This window comes from Methanoplanus endosymbiosus (genome assembly GCF_024662215.1).
Classification (GTDB): domain Archaea; phylum Halobacteriota; class Methanomicrobia; order Methanomicrobiales; family Methanomicrobiaceae; genus Methanoplanus; species Methanoplanus endosymbiosus.
In genome coordinates, this window is the sequence record NZ_CP096115.1 from 2,589,487 (window position 1) to 2,603,112 (window position 13,626).

The window sequence follows — 13,626 nt, forward strand, 5'->3', positions numbered from 1 at the left end:
TTTATCTGATATAGTCCATTATCTTCTGTATATGCCAGATACACATAATTCCGGTTTTAATCAGAATTTTAACTATGATCCAGCTTCCGGACATAAATGTCGTTTTACCGCAGAACCGTTTGATATATTCAATGTATTCTTTGAGAGAATATATGACCCGACAATGCACCTCATGGTGCATTACTCCGGCAGGGTGGATGAGGAAATTCTCAGGAGATCAGTTCTCCTCACACTTGAGTCCATACCTTTCCTCTCAACTGCATTTGTAGAGTCAGATAAGGAGTGCTTCTGGGAGAGGATAGATCCTGAAAGACTCCCTGAGGCATTTGTACTTCACAGGGGCTGTTCCTCTGAAGAAATTCCGCCCGGAAAACCCCCAAAACCTCTTGATGTACGATCCGGTCCACAAATCAGGGTTGATCTTTTCAGACCGGAAAAATCAGGAGGTGACCTGATAACCATAACCTGCCACCACGGCGCAATGGATGCACGTGGTCTGGCCGATATATCCGGATACATATTTACGGTTTACAGGGAGTTATGCAGGGACTCCGGGTTCAGACCGGAAATTATGACTCCTGATCGTTCTCTGGCCCGGATCTATGAAATATATCCGGATTCCGTTTTAAAAGATGCACTCTCAGAAGAAGAGACGATAACCGACACCTGGAATTTCCCCTTTCTGTACCATGGACGCGGTGAGAGGAGAATTGCAAGGAGGGACTTTAGCCCGGAGAGGCTCTCAGAGGCAAAGGAGGTATGCAGGAGGTGCGGCGGTACAGTAAACGACCTTCTGATTGCAGTCTTCTTTCTGGCATTCTTCAGGGCCAGGGATGACCCTTCAGACGAAAACCGGACGAATGCCCTGCTGACCTCTGCTGACCTCCGGAGATATATTCCGGATATTGAAGACTGCTCACCGGCAAACCTCTCGGTGGCATATGAGATTTCAGTGATAACCGGGAGTAATTCCGGCATTGAAGAAATTCTGCCCGGAATAATTGCAGTGACAAAGGAGAGGAAGGAAAATTATGTCGGGCTTGGTTCAGTCCTCTTCTACAGAAATCTCTATGACAAAGGTATTCCCCGGATAAAAGAGTTCTTTGACGGTATGATCTCGTCATACCATGAGTCAGAACTCAAAAATCCGGTTCTATCCAATATCGGTGTAATTTCCGGGGAAAAATTCAGCAGTATTCCGGGAATCAATGGTGAGCTTCTCAGCCCTTATGACGTATGCTTTCTTCCGGTTGTCTGCTATCCTCCCGGATTTCTTCTTACCGCTTCAACATTCAACGGCACTCTCTCTGTACTGACCGGCTATGAATCCGGCCCGTACGTGGAGGCTGACATAAACCGGTTCATGGAGGCATTTGATGATTTATTTCCGGGGTCACAAAAATAAGGTCTGAATGTCCGGAATTATCTGAAATCTGGATATAATATATTAAAATAATTGTAATTGGCAGAATAATTCACATATGTTTTTATTGTGATGTGCAGAAATGATTGCCATATGTGTGAGGAATCGTGATGATTTGCCCCAATCCGGCCTTAACAGGATAATTTTATATTCCACAGTTCAATACTAATACAATGTCAGTACAGGATCAGATAATTCTCAATGTTGAGCTTCTCAGGAATCCTTCAAAGGATACAAGAAAAAGGGCGGCTGAAAATCTTGCCGGATTTGGATCAAAGTCAGTTATAAGTCTGATCCCTCTTCTTGACGACAAAGACTGGATTGTCAGATATCGTGCAGCTGAGGCCCTTGGCATGATTGCCGATGACAGATCAATAAGCCCTCTGCTCGCCTGCCTCAGGGATGAAAAGGATCATGTGCGGTATATGTCTGCAAAAAGCCTGGGGGAATTTGGAATTCCTGAGATTGGGATAGCCTTAATTCCGCTTTTAAAAGACGAAAATGACTATGTCAGAAAGATTACCGCTGCTTCCATAAAGAAATCCGGCAGCCCTACAGCGACAGAAGAGATAAGAAAAGCGCTTTCTGTGGAGAGAGATCCTGCTGTCGCTGAAAAATTCCGCGAAATTCTTTCTGAGTAAAATAATAAATTTCCTTTTTTCCGGCAAAAAAAATTATAATATAAAATTATTTTTCATATCTTCCATACTTTTGTATGATGTGCAGTCAAGTGTGAGCGGAGTTACTGATATATTTCCTTTTGACACAGCATTAACATCCGTTCCTTCCTCTGCCACTTCATACAGCGGGCCGTTTATCCAGAAATAGGGTTTTCCCCTTGGATCAAGTCTCTTCTCAACTCCGGTCTCAAAGAGCTTCTCTGCAAGCCTTGTAATTTCATATCCACCTTTGATCACGCTTGGGATATTGACGTTGATTACATCCGCGCCTTTTGGGAACCCCTCAGAGATCAGTTTTTTGCAGACCGTTTTTATGACATCCTTTGCATTTTCAAAGTTCTTTGAATAAAATCCGGGGTCGTCAAATTTGTCTGCCTGATCCTCAACCTGAAGTGAGAAGGCAACCGCAGGATAGTTGTGGTTTGCCGCCTCAAGTGCAGCACCTACTGTTCCTGAGGTCATTACCGACTCAAAGGAGAGGTTTTCACCTATGTTAACTCCGGATACAACCAGGTCTGGTTTTATTTCCAGTGCATACAGTCCTATTATAACCGAATCGGTCGGTTTACCACCGACAGAATATGCCTCATTTCCGTTTATTGTAATACGGTTGACCCTGATTGGTTCAAATATTGATATTGATCTGCCGACAGCACTCTGCTGTGTTGACGGTGCGACAACGATCACCTCGGCGAATTCAGAGAGGGCATCATATGCTGCCCACAGTCCTGTTGATGTAACTCCGTCATCGTTTGTAAGTAAAATTTTCGGCTTCATAACCCGTTTTTAGTTGTGACCTCAGAAATATTAAATGGGTGGTTTTTACGGGTTTTTTCCTCCTCCGGATAACCGGACATTCAGAATCAGCTGGCAGCATAAAATCCTGACAGCATTCCGGAGTACAGCGGCGGTGCCACAACTTCATCGCGGCTCTTTGTTTGTAATAATGCCGGCAAAATTCCGGTAAGGATCGTCATCCTAATTTCATTTTAGCCGGAATAATTATTCAATGAAGGCCCTCGTTGCCGAATATACGGTATTCAATGAACCTGATCTTGCACCTGAGGGTGCGGCTATGCTTAAGGTACTCTCAGAAAGTTTTGAGAGATGCGGATATGAGGTTCTATCCCCTGAAAAGGGCGATTTTTCCGAAGAATTAAAGCGCCTTGCGCCGCTCTGCGATGTTGGTATTGTGGTTGCCCCAGATGATATCTTAGGCAGATTTACAAAAATTGTTGAGGATAATACCCGAAGTCTCGGCTGCGGCAGCCTCAATATTGCCATATGCTCCAATAAGCAAAGAACAGGGGATATACTTACAATGCACGGTATAGCTGTCCCGCGTGAGCTTGATTTCGGGATGCGCATCATAAAGAAGGTCAAAGGTGTGGACGGGCAGAATATGCGCCTTTCAGACGGTGTTTCCGGTGAGGATGAATTCGGGCAGGAGTACATCGAGGGTGAGCATATCAGCGTCAGCCTTGTCGGAAGCCGGGTTGTCGGAGATACCTGCAATTCATACAGCGGAAGGCCGCCGCTTCTCCTTGCGCTGAACAGGCAGTACATTGAGAGAACAGAGGACGGACATTACAGATACCTCGGCGGTGAGACACCTGTGGAGCATCCAAGGGCGGATGAGATCACGGAAACGGCGGTAAAAGCGCTCAATGTCCTCGGATGTCAGGGCTATACCGGAGTTGACGTTGTGGTTGCCGATAAGATCTATGTTGTCGATGTGAACCCCCGGCCCACCACAAGCCTTGTCGGCATAGCTGAGGTTATGGAGGAGGAGATAGCCGATATTCTTGTCGAGTCATCCAGAGGAAATATCCCTGCTGAGGTTCACCTCAGCGGCAGAGTCTCCTTCAACACAACAGGTGAGGTGAAGAGACTTTGAAAGGCGGTATGAGTCCGGAGTCTGTCATTGGTATAGATGTCGGCGGTGCAAACCTCAAGATTGTGGACGGCAGGGATGTTGTCATTCACTACTGCCCCATGTGGCAGGACTCTCCCTTAACTGAACTTCTGAGCATCTATTCGGATAAGACTGCGGCGGTTGTGATGAGCGGTGAGCTTGCAGACGGATTTCCGGATAAAAACGCAGGGATAGAATATATCGTAAAATCTGTCAGAGACGCAGTGCCTGACTCATATTTCTACGGCATGGACGGGGAATTTCATACCTCTCCTGACCGCTCTCTTGCGGCTGCGAACTGGCTTGCATCTGCTGATTATCTGAGGAATGAATACCCTTCATCCCTGCTTGTGGATATGGGCAGCACGACTGTCGATATAATTCCCTTAAATTCCTTTGAAAATCTTAAAGGGATGACTGATCTTGACCGGCTCAGAGAAGGTTACCTTGTATATTCAGGCACACTCCGGACAACAGTTCCGGCAGTGATCAGGTCAGCCTCCGTAAACGGCATCTGTACGCCTGTGAGCAGCGAATATTTCGCACAGAGTGCTGATGTACATCTTGTCCTTGGTAACATCTCTGAGAGCGACTATACATCTCCTGCGGCAGATGGTGCGGGCACAGACTGCAACTCCTCGCTCAGAAGGCTTGCAAGGGTTGTATGTTCAGATCTCTGTGAGATTGGAGAGGATGGTGCGCTTGATATTGCACGTGATTTCTATAAGAAGCAGATGGAGATCATAGGCGTGGCAGTCAGGGATGCTATGGACAGTACAGGATGTGACTCAATAATTTCAGGCGGGATCGGCTCACATATCATTGTAAATGAGTTTGGCGGGCTTGATCTCCGGAAAGAGTCCAGAAAACTATCTGATGCACTGCCTGCCTTTGCTGTCAGGGAGGTGGCGCTACGCAGAGGGGAGTTTTAAGCTTCATACTCCTGGTGGGATCACTGGGCATCAGTATTTTACTGCTGTACCTCGGATTTCCATTTTTTTTCATGTTCCTCTTTATTCCGCTGATTCCGCTATTCGGCAGGGAAAAAAGAGAAGAGAAAATCTGCCCCCTCTGTGGTTACCGGACATCCGGTGATGAAATATTCTGCCCGTATGATGCGGAGCCGCTGAAGGAGTCCTGAGGATGATGAAGGATAACTTTCGTTTTTTAAAAATGCCTCTCTGAAATCATCTGCATAATTGCCGGCATTCCCATCCCCGAATTGTCGGGAAATCCGACATTTGCAAGATTTAACAGTGATGCCGGGAAGAAAATGCCGTGCATCTCGACCGCGGGAGGCATATTCAGATCTGCGGATGCGTAATTTCCCACAGATGAAGGGCTGAGATATATGTGCAGATGCTTAAGAATTCTTGAAATGTGGGTGTATGAATACCTGTCCCGGTTTGCAAGGCAGAAATCCACAACCGGTGCACCCACCCTTATCTCCGGATAAAAAGGTTCATCGGCGTAAACCAGCCTGCCGCATTCCCTGCACCTGAACCGTTTAACTTTGACATAGACCGGGATTCTGTTATCTCTGTAAATTCTTGTTGCAAATTTCTTTCTTTTGAAGTCATGCGTGATCAGTTTTCCTGCACAATACGGACACATGTCAGCATTCTCAAAAATTTTCCCGTCAATGCCGGATATTCCTGAATCTATGAGCTGAATGAGCATTGGTGGAATCTTTACATCCTTCATATTATGATGTTGTTTATATGGTTTTGATATATAAACTCATTTTGCTGTTAATTTTTGAAGAATAGAGCGCCCCGGTTATCCGGGTGGGAATCAGATCTAAGTTTCATATCCGGCAAAATGATCTCTTTTACCATTATAATTGATGTAAATTCATTTTTTTAAAGATCCTGAATATGTTAATTTTTACCTGCCATCCTGTTTTTTGTTTATCACCACCCGTACTTTTTTATCTGAAATATTTGTATGAAAGTGCGTGTTTCATTTTTTAGTTAATCAAACATGGTTTATATATTTAAATGGTTAACCTATGTTTGTTTTGGGTCGGGTTCGTTCAATATGCTGATTTGGACATTATACCTCAAATACTCCGGATAAATTGGAAAGATATTAATATCATCCTAAATTGATTCTTATCTGCCTACGAAATGTGAGGTACGTTTGTTATTTCAATCAGGCATAACAATTTGGAGGAAATGTAATGGTTTTTCATCCCCCAGCAACTATAATTGCTAAAACAGGAGATGCAGGAAAGGCTAAAGTTGGTCTTTCCATGCAGAATATGCTTCTTCGTGGCTTTATGGCCGGAGCATATATCGCAATGGGTGGAGCACTCGCAACAGTATGTGTTACTGGAACTGCAGCTTTCTTAGGTGCAGGTATGGCCAAGTTAATTCTTGGTGCTGTGTTCCCCGTCGGACTTATTATCATCGTGCTTACCGGTGCAGAACTCTTTACCGGAGATGCAATGTTTGCACCAATGGCAGCTTTCATACACAGAGTCAGTTGGGCATCAGTGCTTAATTTGTGGGTATGGGTTTACATAGGAAACCTTATCGGATCTATTGTATTCGCTTATCTTATGACCTACGGTCCTCTCACTTCATGGAGTGCAGCAGGTGCAGGTACCGCAACAGCATTTGGTGTGACTGCAGTAAGTATTGCAGCAGGAAAGACAAGTTACATCGGAATTGCAGCTCTATGGTCATGTTTCTGTAAAGCTATCTGCTGTAACTGGCTCGTTAACCTCGCAATTCTTCTTGCAATCTGTGCAGACGATGCAGTCGGCAAGTTCTTTGGAATCTGGTTCCCGATCATGGCTTTCGTTGCAACAGGATTTGAGCACTGTGTAGCAAATATGTACTTCATTCCAGCAGGTATTATGACATCATCCTACCTCACAGCAGATCAGGTAGCAGCAATCGGTCCTAAACTTGCAAACCTTAGCTGGATAACAATGTGGACAAACAACATCATAGTCGTTACAATCGGAAACATTGTCGGCGGTATGCTCTTTGTTGGTGTTCTCTACTGGATTGCATTCAGAAAAGATATTGAAGCAGCTAAGTAAACGATTATAAATGAAAATTAAAAATACGAATGTAAATATCTCGGCCATCAATATCGGGGTGGTGGGATTTTTTGCATTCTTTTTTTTGGTCTATGTAATCTTATCCGGGGAGTATATGTCGCTTTTATGGGGAATCCCGATTCTTGCGGCTTTGTTTGTTATCCCTATCATTCTGAGTTATATGAGTGCCTCAGAGTACAATGACCTTGCGCCCATATATGAGGCAGAAGCAAAACCTGTCAGAATTAAGATGATCAATGAGTCCTCAATTGGAAACATCGTAAAAATTGAAGGTGTTGTCGAGAAGGCGATGTTTAAGTCACTCAACAGGCCCCAGTTTCATGTGGCTGACAGATCAGGTCTGATCTCGGTCAAGATGTTCACCGGAATTTCGGAGGATATAAACAAGGATGATATTGTTGAAGTTTACGGACAGGTCATCAAGAGATATGTCATGGTAGGAGAACCTGTAATCAATGCAGTAATAATTCGCAAAACCGAAAAGAGAGATGCGAATTAACCTAAGGACAAAATTTTAATTTTCTGTATGTTTTCATTTTTTCAGATCTGTTTCCGGTTAACTTTTAGCTTATCTCTCTAAATATAATGTAATTATGATAGAGAAACTGAAAAATGCTGTAAATACTTATTTTAATTATACTGTCCCGGTTGTTGCGGGGCTTTCTTTTATAGGAATTGTATTGTCCCTGGTTGTTGAAGCGGGCAGTATGCTCTCATATTCAGGAGTTGCCGGGTGTGTCATTGCCTCATTCATAATTGGGATTGTTGCTTTTCTGAGAGAAAAAAAAGATCTTGTCTCTATTCTGGCACCACTCTATGCAGTGCTGATCTTCAATCCTTATAGTGAGTTCACAACCGGGATTATTATGCAGATTATGTATGCGGCAACAATATCTGTTATAGCAATACGCTTAATTAAAAAATTTTGATTTTTCATACATATTTCATTTTTTTAGGATTCAGTCATTTTTAGGGCGCGGATTGTGTATTTGTCTTAGGTTCGGGTATAATTCAGTGGATCTGTGCTGTTGTGTTAAGATCAATTGGTTTCCATCTGATTGTGGTTAAATGCGCTTGTAATATTTTTAAAATTACAATCTCGTTTTTGACCCACCAATAATGCTCATTTGTCATTTATAAATGAAAATACATTAATACTTAGATTCCAACTCTTTCATTGTAAGAGGTTAAATTATGGATCTCAAGTTTGTTCAGACAACATGTCCCTACTGTGGAACAGGTTGTACTTTCAATCTTGTCGTTAAGGACGGCAAGGTAGTGGGTTCAACAGCGTATCAGCGTTCACCCGTAAATATGGGTAAAACCTGTCCAAAGGGCACATATGCATATGAGTTTGTAAACAGTCCAAAAAGGCTGACAACACCGCTCATTAAGAAAGACGGCGAATTCGTTGAAGCTACTTGGGATGAGGCATACAAGCTCATTGCAGAGAAGTTTAAGGGCTACAAAGCTGAAGAGATGGCATGCCTTTCATCAGCACGTACTTCAAACGAAGATAACTATGCTCTGATGAAGTTTGCACGTGGTGCACTCAAGACAAAGCACATTGATCACTGTGCACGTCTCTGCCACTCTTCAACAGTTGCAGGACTTGCAGCAGTATTCGGATCAGGTGCAATGACCAACTCTATTCCTGATATTGAGGAATCAAAGTGTATCTTCATTATTGGAAGTAACACATTTGAGCAGCACCCGCTTATCGGACGCAGAGTGATGATGGCAAAGAAGAAGGGTGCAAAGCTCATCTACGCAGATCCAAGGTACACCCCTACTGCAAAGCAGGCTGACATCTACATGCAGTTTAAGTCTGGTGGAGATGTTGCAATTCTCAACTGCTTCATGCACGAGATCATCAAGAACGGATGGGAAGACAAAGAGTTCATCGCAAACAGGACTAAAGGCTATGAAGAGCTTAAGGCCCTTGTAATGAAGGACGATTACTCACCTGAGAATGTTGAGAAGATTACCGGTATTCCGGCAGCTACACTCCGTGAAGCAGCAGAACTCTATGGTAAGGCAGAGAGCGGAGCACTTCTCTACTCAATGGGTATCACACAGCACACAGTTGGTGTTGACAACGTTAAGTCAACTGCACACCTTCAGATGGTTACAGGAAACCTTGGAAGACCTGGAACCGGTGTAAACGCACTCCGTGGACAGAACAATGTTCAGGGTGCATGTGATATGGGAGCACTTCCTGTAGTATTTACAGGATACCAGAAGGTAATTGACCCTGTGGCACACAAGAAATTCGAGGACGCATGGGGATTCCCAGACGGAATTGCGCCTGCTGAGAACGGATATGAAGTTACCACCATGGTCAATGTCATGTCTGACAACCCCGGAGAACTCAAGGCAATGTACATCATGGGTGAGAACCCGCTTCTCTCAGATCCAAACATTGACCATGCAAAACATGCATTCGAGTCCCTTGAATTCCTCGTTGTTCAGGATATCTTCCTTACAGAGACAGCACAGATCGCTGATGTTGTCCTGCCGGCAACCTGCTACGCAGAAAAAGACGGTACCCAGACCTCAACCGAACGCCGTGTCCAGAAATGGAGAAAGGCACAGGATCCACCTGGAGTTGCAAAACTTGACTGGAAGATTCTTGCAGAGGTTGCAGGAGCAATGGGCTATGCAGATCAGTTCGCATGGGAGACCTCAGAGGATGTCTTCAATGAGATTGCAGCAGTCACACCTTCATACCACGGTATGAACTACGAAAGACTTGATAAACCAGAGGCACTTCACTGGCCATGCCCTGAAGTTGACCATCCGGGAACACCAATCCTGCACACCCAGAAGTTTGCAACAGCTGACGGACTTGGAGTTCTCTCAGCAATTGAGTGGAAGGCACCGGCAGAAGTTCCTGATGAGGAATATCCGTATATCTTCACAACCGGAAGGACAATCTGGCACTGGCATACCGGTACAATGACCAGAAACTCACCAACACTTGACCATGAAGTTCCAACCGGATGGATTGAGATCAACCCTGATGATGCAAAGGAACTTGGAATTGCATACGGCGAGAAGGTACGTGCAATCACAAGACGTGGTGAAGTTGAGGTAACTGCAAAGGTAACGAGAGACATTATGAAAGGTGTAATGTTCATGCCGTTCCACTTCGCAGAATGCCCGGCAAACAGGCTTACAAACGATGCACTTGACCCAGTTTCCAAGATTCCGGAGTACAAGGCATGTGCTATAAAGATTGAAAAGATTCAGGAGGCCTGAAAATGGTAGCAAATGGAGATATGTTACTTGCATGGGCAAAGGACGCCGAATACCTTAAAAAGGGAGAATGCGGCGGTGCAGTAACAGCAATACTTAAGAATGCCCTTGAAACCGGTCTTGTTGATGCAGTATTTGCAGTCGAGAAAGGCTACGATATTTATGATGCAAAACCTGCGTTCATCACAAATCCGGAAGACATCGACAGACTCAGCGGTTCACTTCACTGTGGTACCCTTCTGCTGCCAAAAATGATCAAGAAGTTCCTTGACGGTGCAAAGGACATGAAGCTTGCAGTAACCCTGAAGGGTTGCGATGCAAAAGCACTCTATGAACTTGCAAAGAGGCAGCAGATCAATCTTGACAACATCTACTCAATCGGTCTGAACTGTGGTGGTTCAATCAGTCCCGTTGCAGGAAGAAAGATGATCGAGGAGAAGTTTGGAGTAAGTCCGGACGATGTTGTAAAGGAAGAGATCGACAAAGGCCAGTTCATCATCGAAACAAAAGACGGTGAACACAAGGGCATAAAGATCGATGAACTTGAGGAAGAAGGATACGGCCGCCGTGCAAACTGCCAGCGCTGTAAGACCAAAATCCCACGCCAGTGTGATATTGCATGCGGAAACTGGGGTGTACCTGCTGATAAAGCCGGCAAGGCAACCTTCATTGAAGTATGCTCAGACAAGGGTGCAGAACTTATCGAGAAGACTTCAGGTGCAATCGAGACCGCACCAACGGATCCAAAATTCGTTGCAATTCGCGGAAAGATTGAGCAGGCAATGTACAAACTTGCTGATAAAGCAAGGGCAGAACAGTTCGCAGCAATGGGTGAGGGCCAGGACCGCCTGAGCTTCATTATGAAGGAGACCTCACGCTGTATCAAATGCTACCAGTGCATTGAGAACTGCCCAATCTGCTACTGTGTTGAATGCTCAACAAAGAAACCATACCTTGTAACACCCGGCCAGGTTCCGCCTCCCTTCATGTTCCACATGATAAGATACGTCCATGTTTCAGATTCATGTATCAACTGTGGTCAGTGCGAAGAGCTTTGTGCAATGGATATTCCAAATGCACTCTACATGCACGCACTCCAGATTGAAATGCAGGAGATGTTCGGATATGAACCTGGTGTAAACCTTGATCTTCCGGTTCTTGCACTCGTTGAGGAACCGACAGAAAGGAAGCGCCTGAGCGATACAGGTGACGACCAGATTTTCAATATATTTACTTAAATAAATGGTGATGAGAATAGGGTCGGAAAATCCCCCCGGCTCTTATTATCATTTCTATAATCCAAATTATATTTTTGGGTCGGCTCAGTTATTCTGTCCGGAAATATTATTAAAAAAGCATTATGCTGGTGAAAAAAGGGTTAGGGAAACCCCTGATTTATTTTATTCTTTTTTTTAGATTGTATCTGTGATCACTTGTGTTTGTGGCATTTTACCTGGATATTTTCTTTCATTCTGGAAGTGTACGCCTGCATAATGTCGGTTGATGTAATAAATCCCTTAAGTTCTTTTTTATTCTTCTCATCCACCACAAGTATATGATGTATGCTGTTCTTCATCATCAGGTATAGGGCGCTGTCAAGTGTGGAATTCTCACTTATGGTTATAAGATTCTCTTTCATCCTCTCCCTGACTTTTATGCAGGGGATTTTACCGTTCTCAAGATAGGTATCCCTGTGGGTTATTATCCCTATGAGCATGCCATTGTCAATCACCGGAAATCCGGTATGCTTCGTTTCATTCATCATACTGTAAACTTCATTGCAGGGGTCATCCGGATGAACGGTTATAAGATCCTCAGGCTTTACCATTGCACTGGACGCTTTTATTTCCTGAAGGATCTCTATCTGATATTCCTCTCTGTGTGCTTCTGATTCTGCCTTTGTCCTGACCTGTTCCTTAAATATAGTGTCCTCACCTGTCAGAATGGTGGATATTGCAACAGCTCCCATTGCCGGCACAAGTATGGAGAAGTCACTGGTCATCTCGGTTACCATTATCATAACTGCGATTGGGGCATTTGCAATACTGCCAAAGAGTGCAATCATACCAACTATCACAAATGCCGGAACGGATGTCAGAGGGACAATCTCAGGGAATGCCAGATTCAGCAGAAGACCAAATGCCCCTCCTGCCGCGCCACCTATTGCAAGTCCGGGGGCGAATACTCCTCCGCTCCCGCCTGAGCCAATTGTAAGCGATGTCGTAATGATCTTTGTAAACGGAAGGATGAGAAGAACCGAGAGAGGCAGAATGTTGTACATTGCAATCTGGAGGAAGCCATATCCTGTTCCCAGACTTGCAAGTCCGGTTATCATCGCCTCCGGAGAGATATGCGCCATTGCAATGACAAGCAATGCAATAATGAGTGCCCCTGAAACCGGCTTTAAGTATGGCGGCAGATTATATTTTATGAAAAAATCGGCAAATATTCTCCTTGTTCCGTAAAAAGTTCTGATATATGCAATTCCAAATGCTGCGCAGATTACTCCCAGGATGATGAAGAGGGGTATCTGAGAAGGTTCCCAGAATAGTTCTGTCTCGCCGAAGACCGGGCCATAACCTTCAAAAAATCCGAATATGGTATATCCTGTTATTGATGCTATGAATGCCGGAAGTATGGCATCTGCCTCAAAGTCCCTTCTGTACAGGATTTCGGCGGCCAGAATTGCACCGCCTAACGGTGCTTTGAATATTGTCCCGATACCTGCGCCAATGCCCGTGGCAATGGCAATTCTTCTCTCCCTCTCTGAGAGGTTCAGGAAATCAGCGGCAATTGATCCAAAACCGGCGGATATCTGTGCTGTCGGCCCTTCTCTTCCTGCACTTCCGCCGCTTGATATGGTGATTATTGAGGCGATGGCCTTTACAACCGGAACGCGCCACCTGATTTTGCTTCCTTTGTGAAATGCCTTAATTGCTGCATCAGTGCCATGCCCTTCTGCCTCAGGCGCGAAACGATATACAATATATCCTGAAATCAGCGCACCTGTGCATATAATTGGCAGAATTAACCATATTGCCGCCGGAGGCGACCATTGTGATATTATCTGAATGGTCTCGCCTTCATGTGGCATATGATAACCGAGAAGATATTCCGAAACAAATAATGAACCGTATTTTAATCCCTGAAAGAAGATATATGCTCCTATTCCTGAAATGATTCCGATTATTATTCCTATCAGTATAGTTCTGTTAATTGAAGCATATTTTTCAAATCCGGGAATCATTTATTAAAAATATGTCTTTTACAGTATTTC

At 44.4% G+C, this 13,626-nt stretch carries 13 protein-coding genes; 10 read left to right on the forward strand and 3 right to left on the reverse strand.

Annotation, left to right across the window (positions count from 1 at the left end):
• Positions 1–31: 31 nt before the first annotated feature.
• Both L6E24_RS11835 and L6E24_RS11840 read left to right on the forward strand, forming a co-directional pair.
• The gene (locus tag L6E24_RS11835; protein ID WP_257742179.1) at positions 32–1,405 is read left to right on the forward strand and encodes a condensation protein; all 1,374 of its coding nucleotides are present in this window, start codon (positions 32–34) and stop codon (positions 1,403–1,405) included.
• A gap of 191 nt (positions 1,406–1,596) precedes the next feature.
• Positions 1,597–2,064, forward strand: a complete 468-nt coding sequence (locus L6E24_RS11840) for a HEAT repeat domain-containing protein (RefSeq protein WP_257742180.1) — start codon at positions 1,597–1,599, stop codon at positions 2,062–2,064.
• Positions 2,065–2,097: 33 nt separating this feature from the next.
• On the opposite strand, the gene surE is transcribed toward L6E24_RS11840, so the two are convergent.
• A complete protein-coding gene (gene surE, locus L6E24_RS11845) occupies positions 2,098–2,880 on the reverse strand; it encodes a 5'/3'-nucleotidase SurE (RefSeq protein ID WP_257742181.1) in 783 nt (260 codons plus the stop codon).
• Positions 2,881–3,112: 232 nt separating this feature from the next.
• On the opposite strand from surE, the gene L6E24_RS11850 reads away from it, so the two are divergent.
• The 3 genes from L6E24_RS11850 to L6E24_RS11860 are packed head-to-tail and all read left to right on the forward strand — an operon-like array spanning position 3,113 to position 5,159.
• Positions 3,113–4,000 (forward strand): ATP-grasp domain-containing protein, encoded by an 888-nt coding sequence (locus tag L6E24_RS11850; protein WP_257742182.1) that lies wholly within the window; start codon positions 3,113–3,115, stop codon positions 3,998–4,000.
• Between the two features lie 8 nt (positions 4,001–4,008).
• On the forward strand, positions 4,009–4,950 hold the full coding sequence (locus tag L6E24_RS11855; protein WP_257744023.1) for a hydantoinase/oxoprolinase family protein: 942 nt from the start codon (positions 4,009–4,011) through the stop codon (positions 4,948–4,950).
• 14 nt (positions 4,951–4,964) lie between these two features.
• The gene (locus L6E24_RS11860; protein ID WP_257742183.1) at positions 4,965–5,159 is read left to right on the forward strand and encodes a hypothetical protein; all 195 of its coding nucleotides are present in this window, start codon (positions 4,965–4,967) and stop codon (positions 5,157–5,159) included.
• Between the two features lie 26 nt (positions 5,160–5,185).
• On the opposite strand, the gene L6E24_RS11865 is transcribed toward L6E24_RS11860, so the two are convergent.
• Positions 5,186–5,722 (reverse strand): transposase family protein, encoded by a 537-nt coding sequence (locus L6E24_RS11865; protein WP_257742184.1) that lies wholly within the window; start codon positions 5,720–5,722, stop codon positions 5,186–5,188.
• Positions 5,723–6,200: 478 nt separating this feature from the next.
• On the opposite strand from L6E24_RS11865, the gene L6E24_RS11870 reads away from it, so the two are divergent.
• The 5 genes from L6E24_RS11870 (at position 6,201) to L6E24_RS11890 (ending at position 11,587) form a co-directional block, all read left to right on the forward strand.
• The gene (locus L6E24_RS11870) at positions 6,201–7,070 is read left to right on the forward strand and encodes a formate/nitrite transporter family protein (protein WP_257742185.1); all 870 of its coding nucleotides are present in this window, start codon (positions 6,201–6,203) and stop codon (positions 7,068–7,070) included.
• Positions 7,071–7,080: 10 nt separating this feature from the next.
• Positions 7,081–7,590, forward strand: coding sequence for a nucleotide-binding protein (locus L6E24_RS11875; protein WP_257742186.1), 510 nt, complete (start codon positions 7,081–7,083; stop codon positions 7,588–7,590).
• Positions 7,591–7,684: 94 nt separating this feature from the next.
• Positions 7,685–8,020, forward strand: coding sequence for a hypothetical protein (locus tag L6E24_RS11880; protein ID WP_257742187.1), 336 nt, complete (start codon positions 7,685–7,687; stop codon positions 8,018–8,020).
• Between the two features lie 265 nt (positions 8,021–8,285).
• Entirely contained in the window at positions 8,286–10,352 is a 2,067-nt protein-coding gene (fdhF, locus tag L6E24_RS11885; RefSeq protein ID WP_257742188.1) for a formate dehydrogenase subunit alpha, read from the forward strand.
• A gap of 2 nt (positions 10,353–10,354) precedes the next feature.
• Entirely contained in the window at positions 10,355–11,587 is a 1,233-nt protein-coding gene (locus L6E24_RS11890; protein ID WP_257742189.1) for a Coenzyme F420 hydrogenase/dehydrogenase, beta subunit C-terminal domain, read from the forward strand.
• A gap of 191 nt (positions 11,588–11,778) precedes the next feature.
• On the opposite strand, the gene L6E24_RS11895 is transcribed toward L6E24_RS11890, so the two are convergent.
• Positions 11,779–13,596 (reverse strand): chloride channel protein, encoded by a 1,818-nt coding sequence (locus L6E24_RS11895; RefSeq protein ID WP_257742190.1) that lies wholly within the window; start codon positions 13,594–13,596, stop codon positions 11,779–11,781.
• Positions 13,597–13,626 lie beyond the last annotated feature (30 nt).

What these genes read in the sequence shown, in the direction of transcription:
- L6E24_RS11835 (WP_257742179.1), top strand. Translation starts at nt 32, where the DNA reads ATGCCAGATACACATAATTCCGGTTTTAATCAGAATTTTAACTATGAT.
- L6E24_RS11840 (WP_257742180.1), top strand. Translation starts at nt 1,597, where the DNA reads ATGTCAGTACAGGATCAGATAATTCTCAATGTTGAGCTTCTCAGGAAT.
- surE (WP_257742181.1), bottom strand. Translation starts at nt 2,880, where the DNA reads ATGAAGCCGAAAATTTTACTTACAAACGATGACGGAGTTACATCAACA.
- L6E24_RS11850 (WP_257742182.1), top strand. Translation starts at nt 3,113, where the DNA reads ATGAAGGCCCTCGTTGCCGAATATACGGTATTCAATGAACCTGATCTT.
- L6E24_RS11855 (WP_257744023.1), top strand. Translation starts at nt 4,009, where the DNA reads ATGAGTCCGGAGTCTGTCATTGGTATAGATGTCGGCGGTGCAAACCTC.
- L6E24_RS11865 (WP_257742184.1), bottom strand. Translation starts at nt 5,722, where the DNA reads ATGAAGGATGTAAAGATTCCACCAATGCTCATTCAGCTCATAGATTCA.
- L6E24_RS11870 (WP_257742185.1), top strand. Translation starts at nt 6,201, where the DNA reads ATGGTTTTTCATCCCCCAGCAACTATAATTGCTAAAACAGGAGATGCA.
- L6E24_RS11875 (WP_257742186.1), top strand. Translation starts at nt 7,081, where the DNA reads ATGAAAATTAAAAATACGAATGTAAATATCTCGGCCATCAATATCGGG.
- L6E24_RS11880 (WP_257742187.1), top strand. Translation starts at nt 7,685, where the DNA reads ATGATAGAGAAACTGAAAAATGCTGTAAATACTTATTTTAATTATACT.
- fdhF (WP_257742188.1), top strand. Translation starts at nt 8,286, where the DNA reads ATGGATCTCAAGTTTGTTCAGACAACATGTCCCTACTGTGGAACAGGT.
- L6E24_RS11890 (WP_257742189.1), top strand. Translation starts at nt 10,355, where the DNA reads ATGGTAGCAAATGGAGATATGTTACTTGCATGGGCAAAGGACGCCGAA.
- L6E24_RS11895 (WP_257742190.1), bottom strand. Translation starts at nt 13,596, where the DNA reads ATGATTCCCGGATTTGAAAAATATGCTTCAATTAACAGAACTATACTG.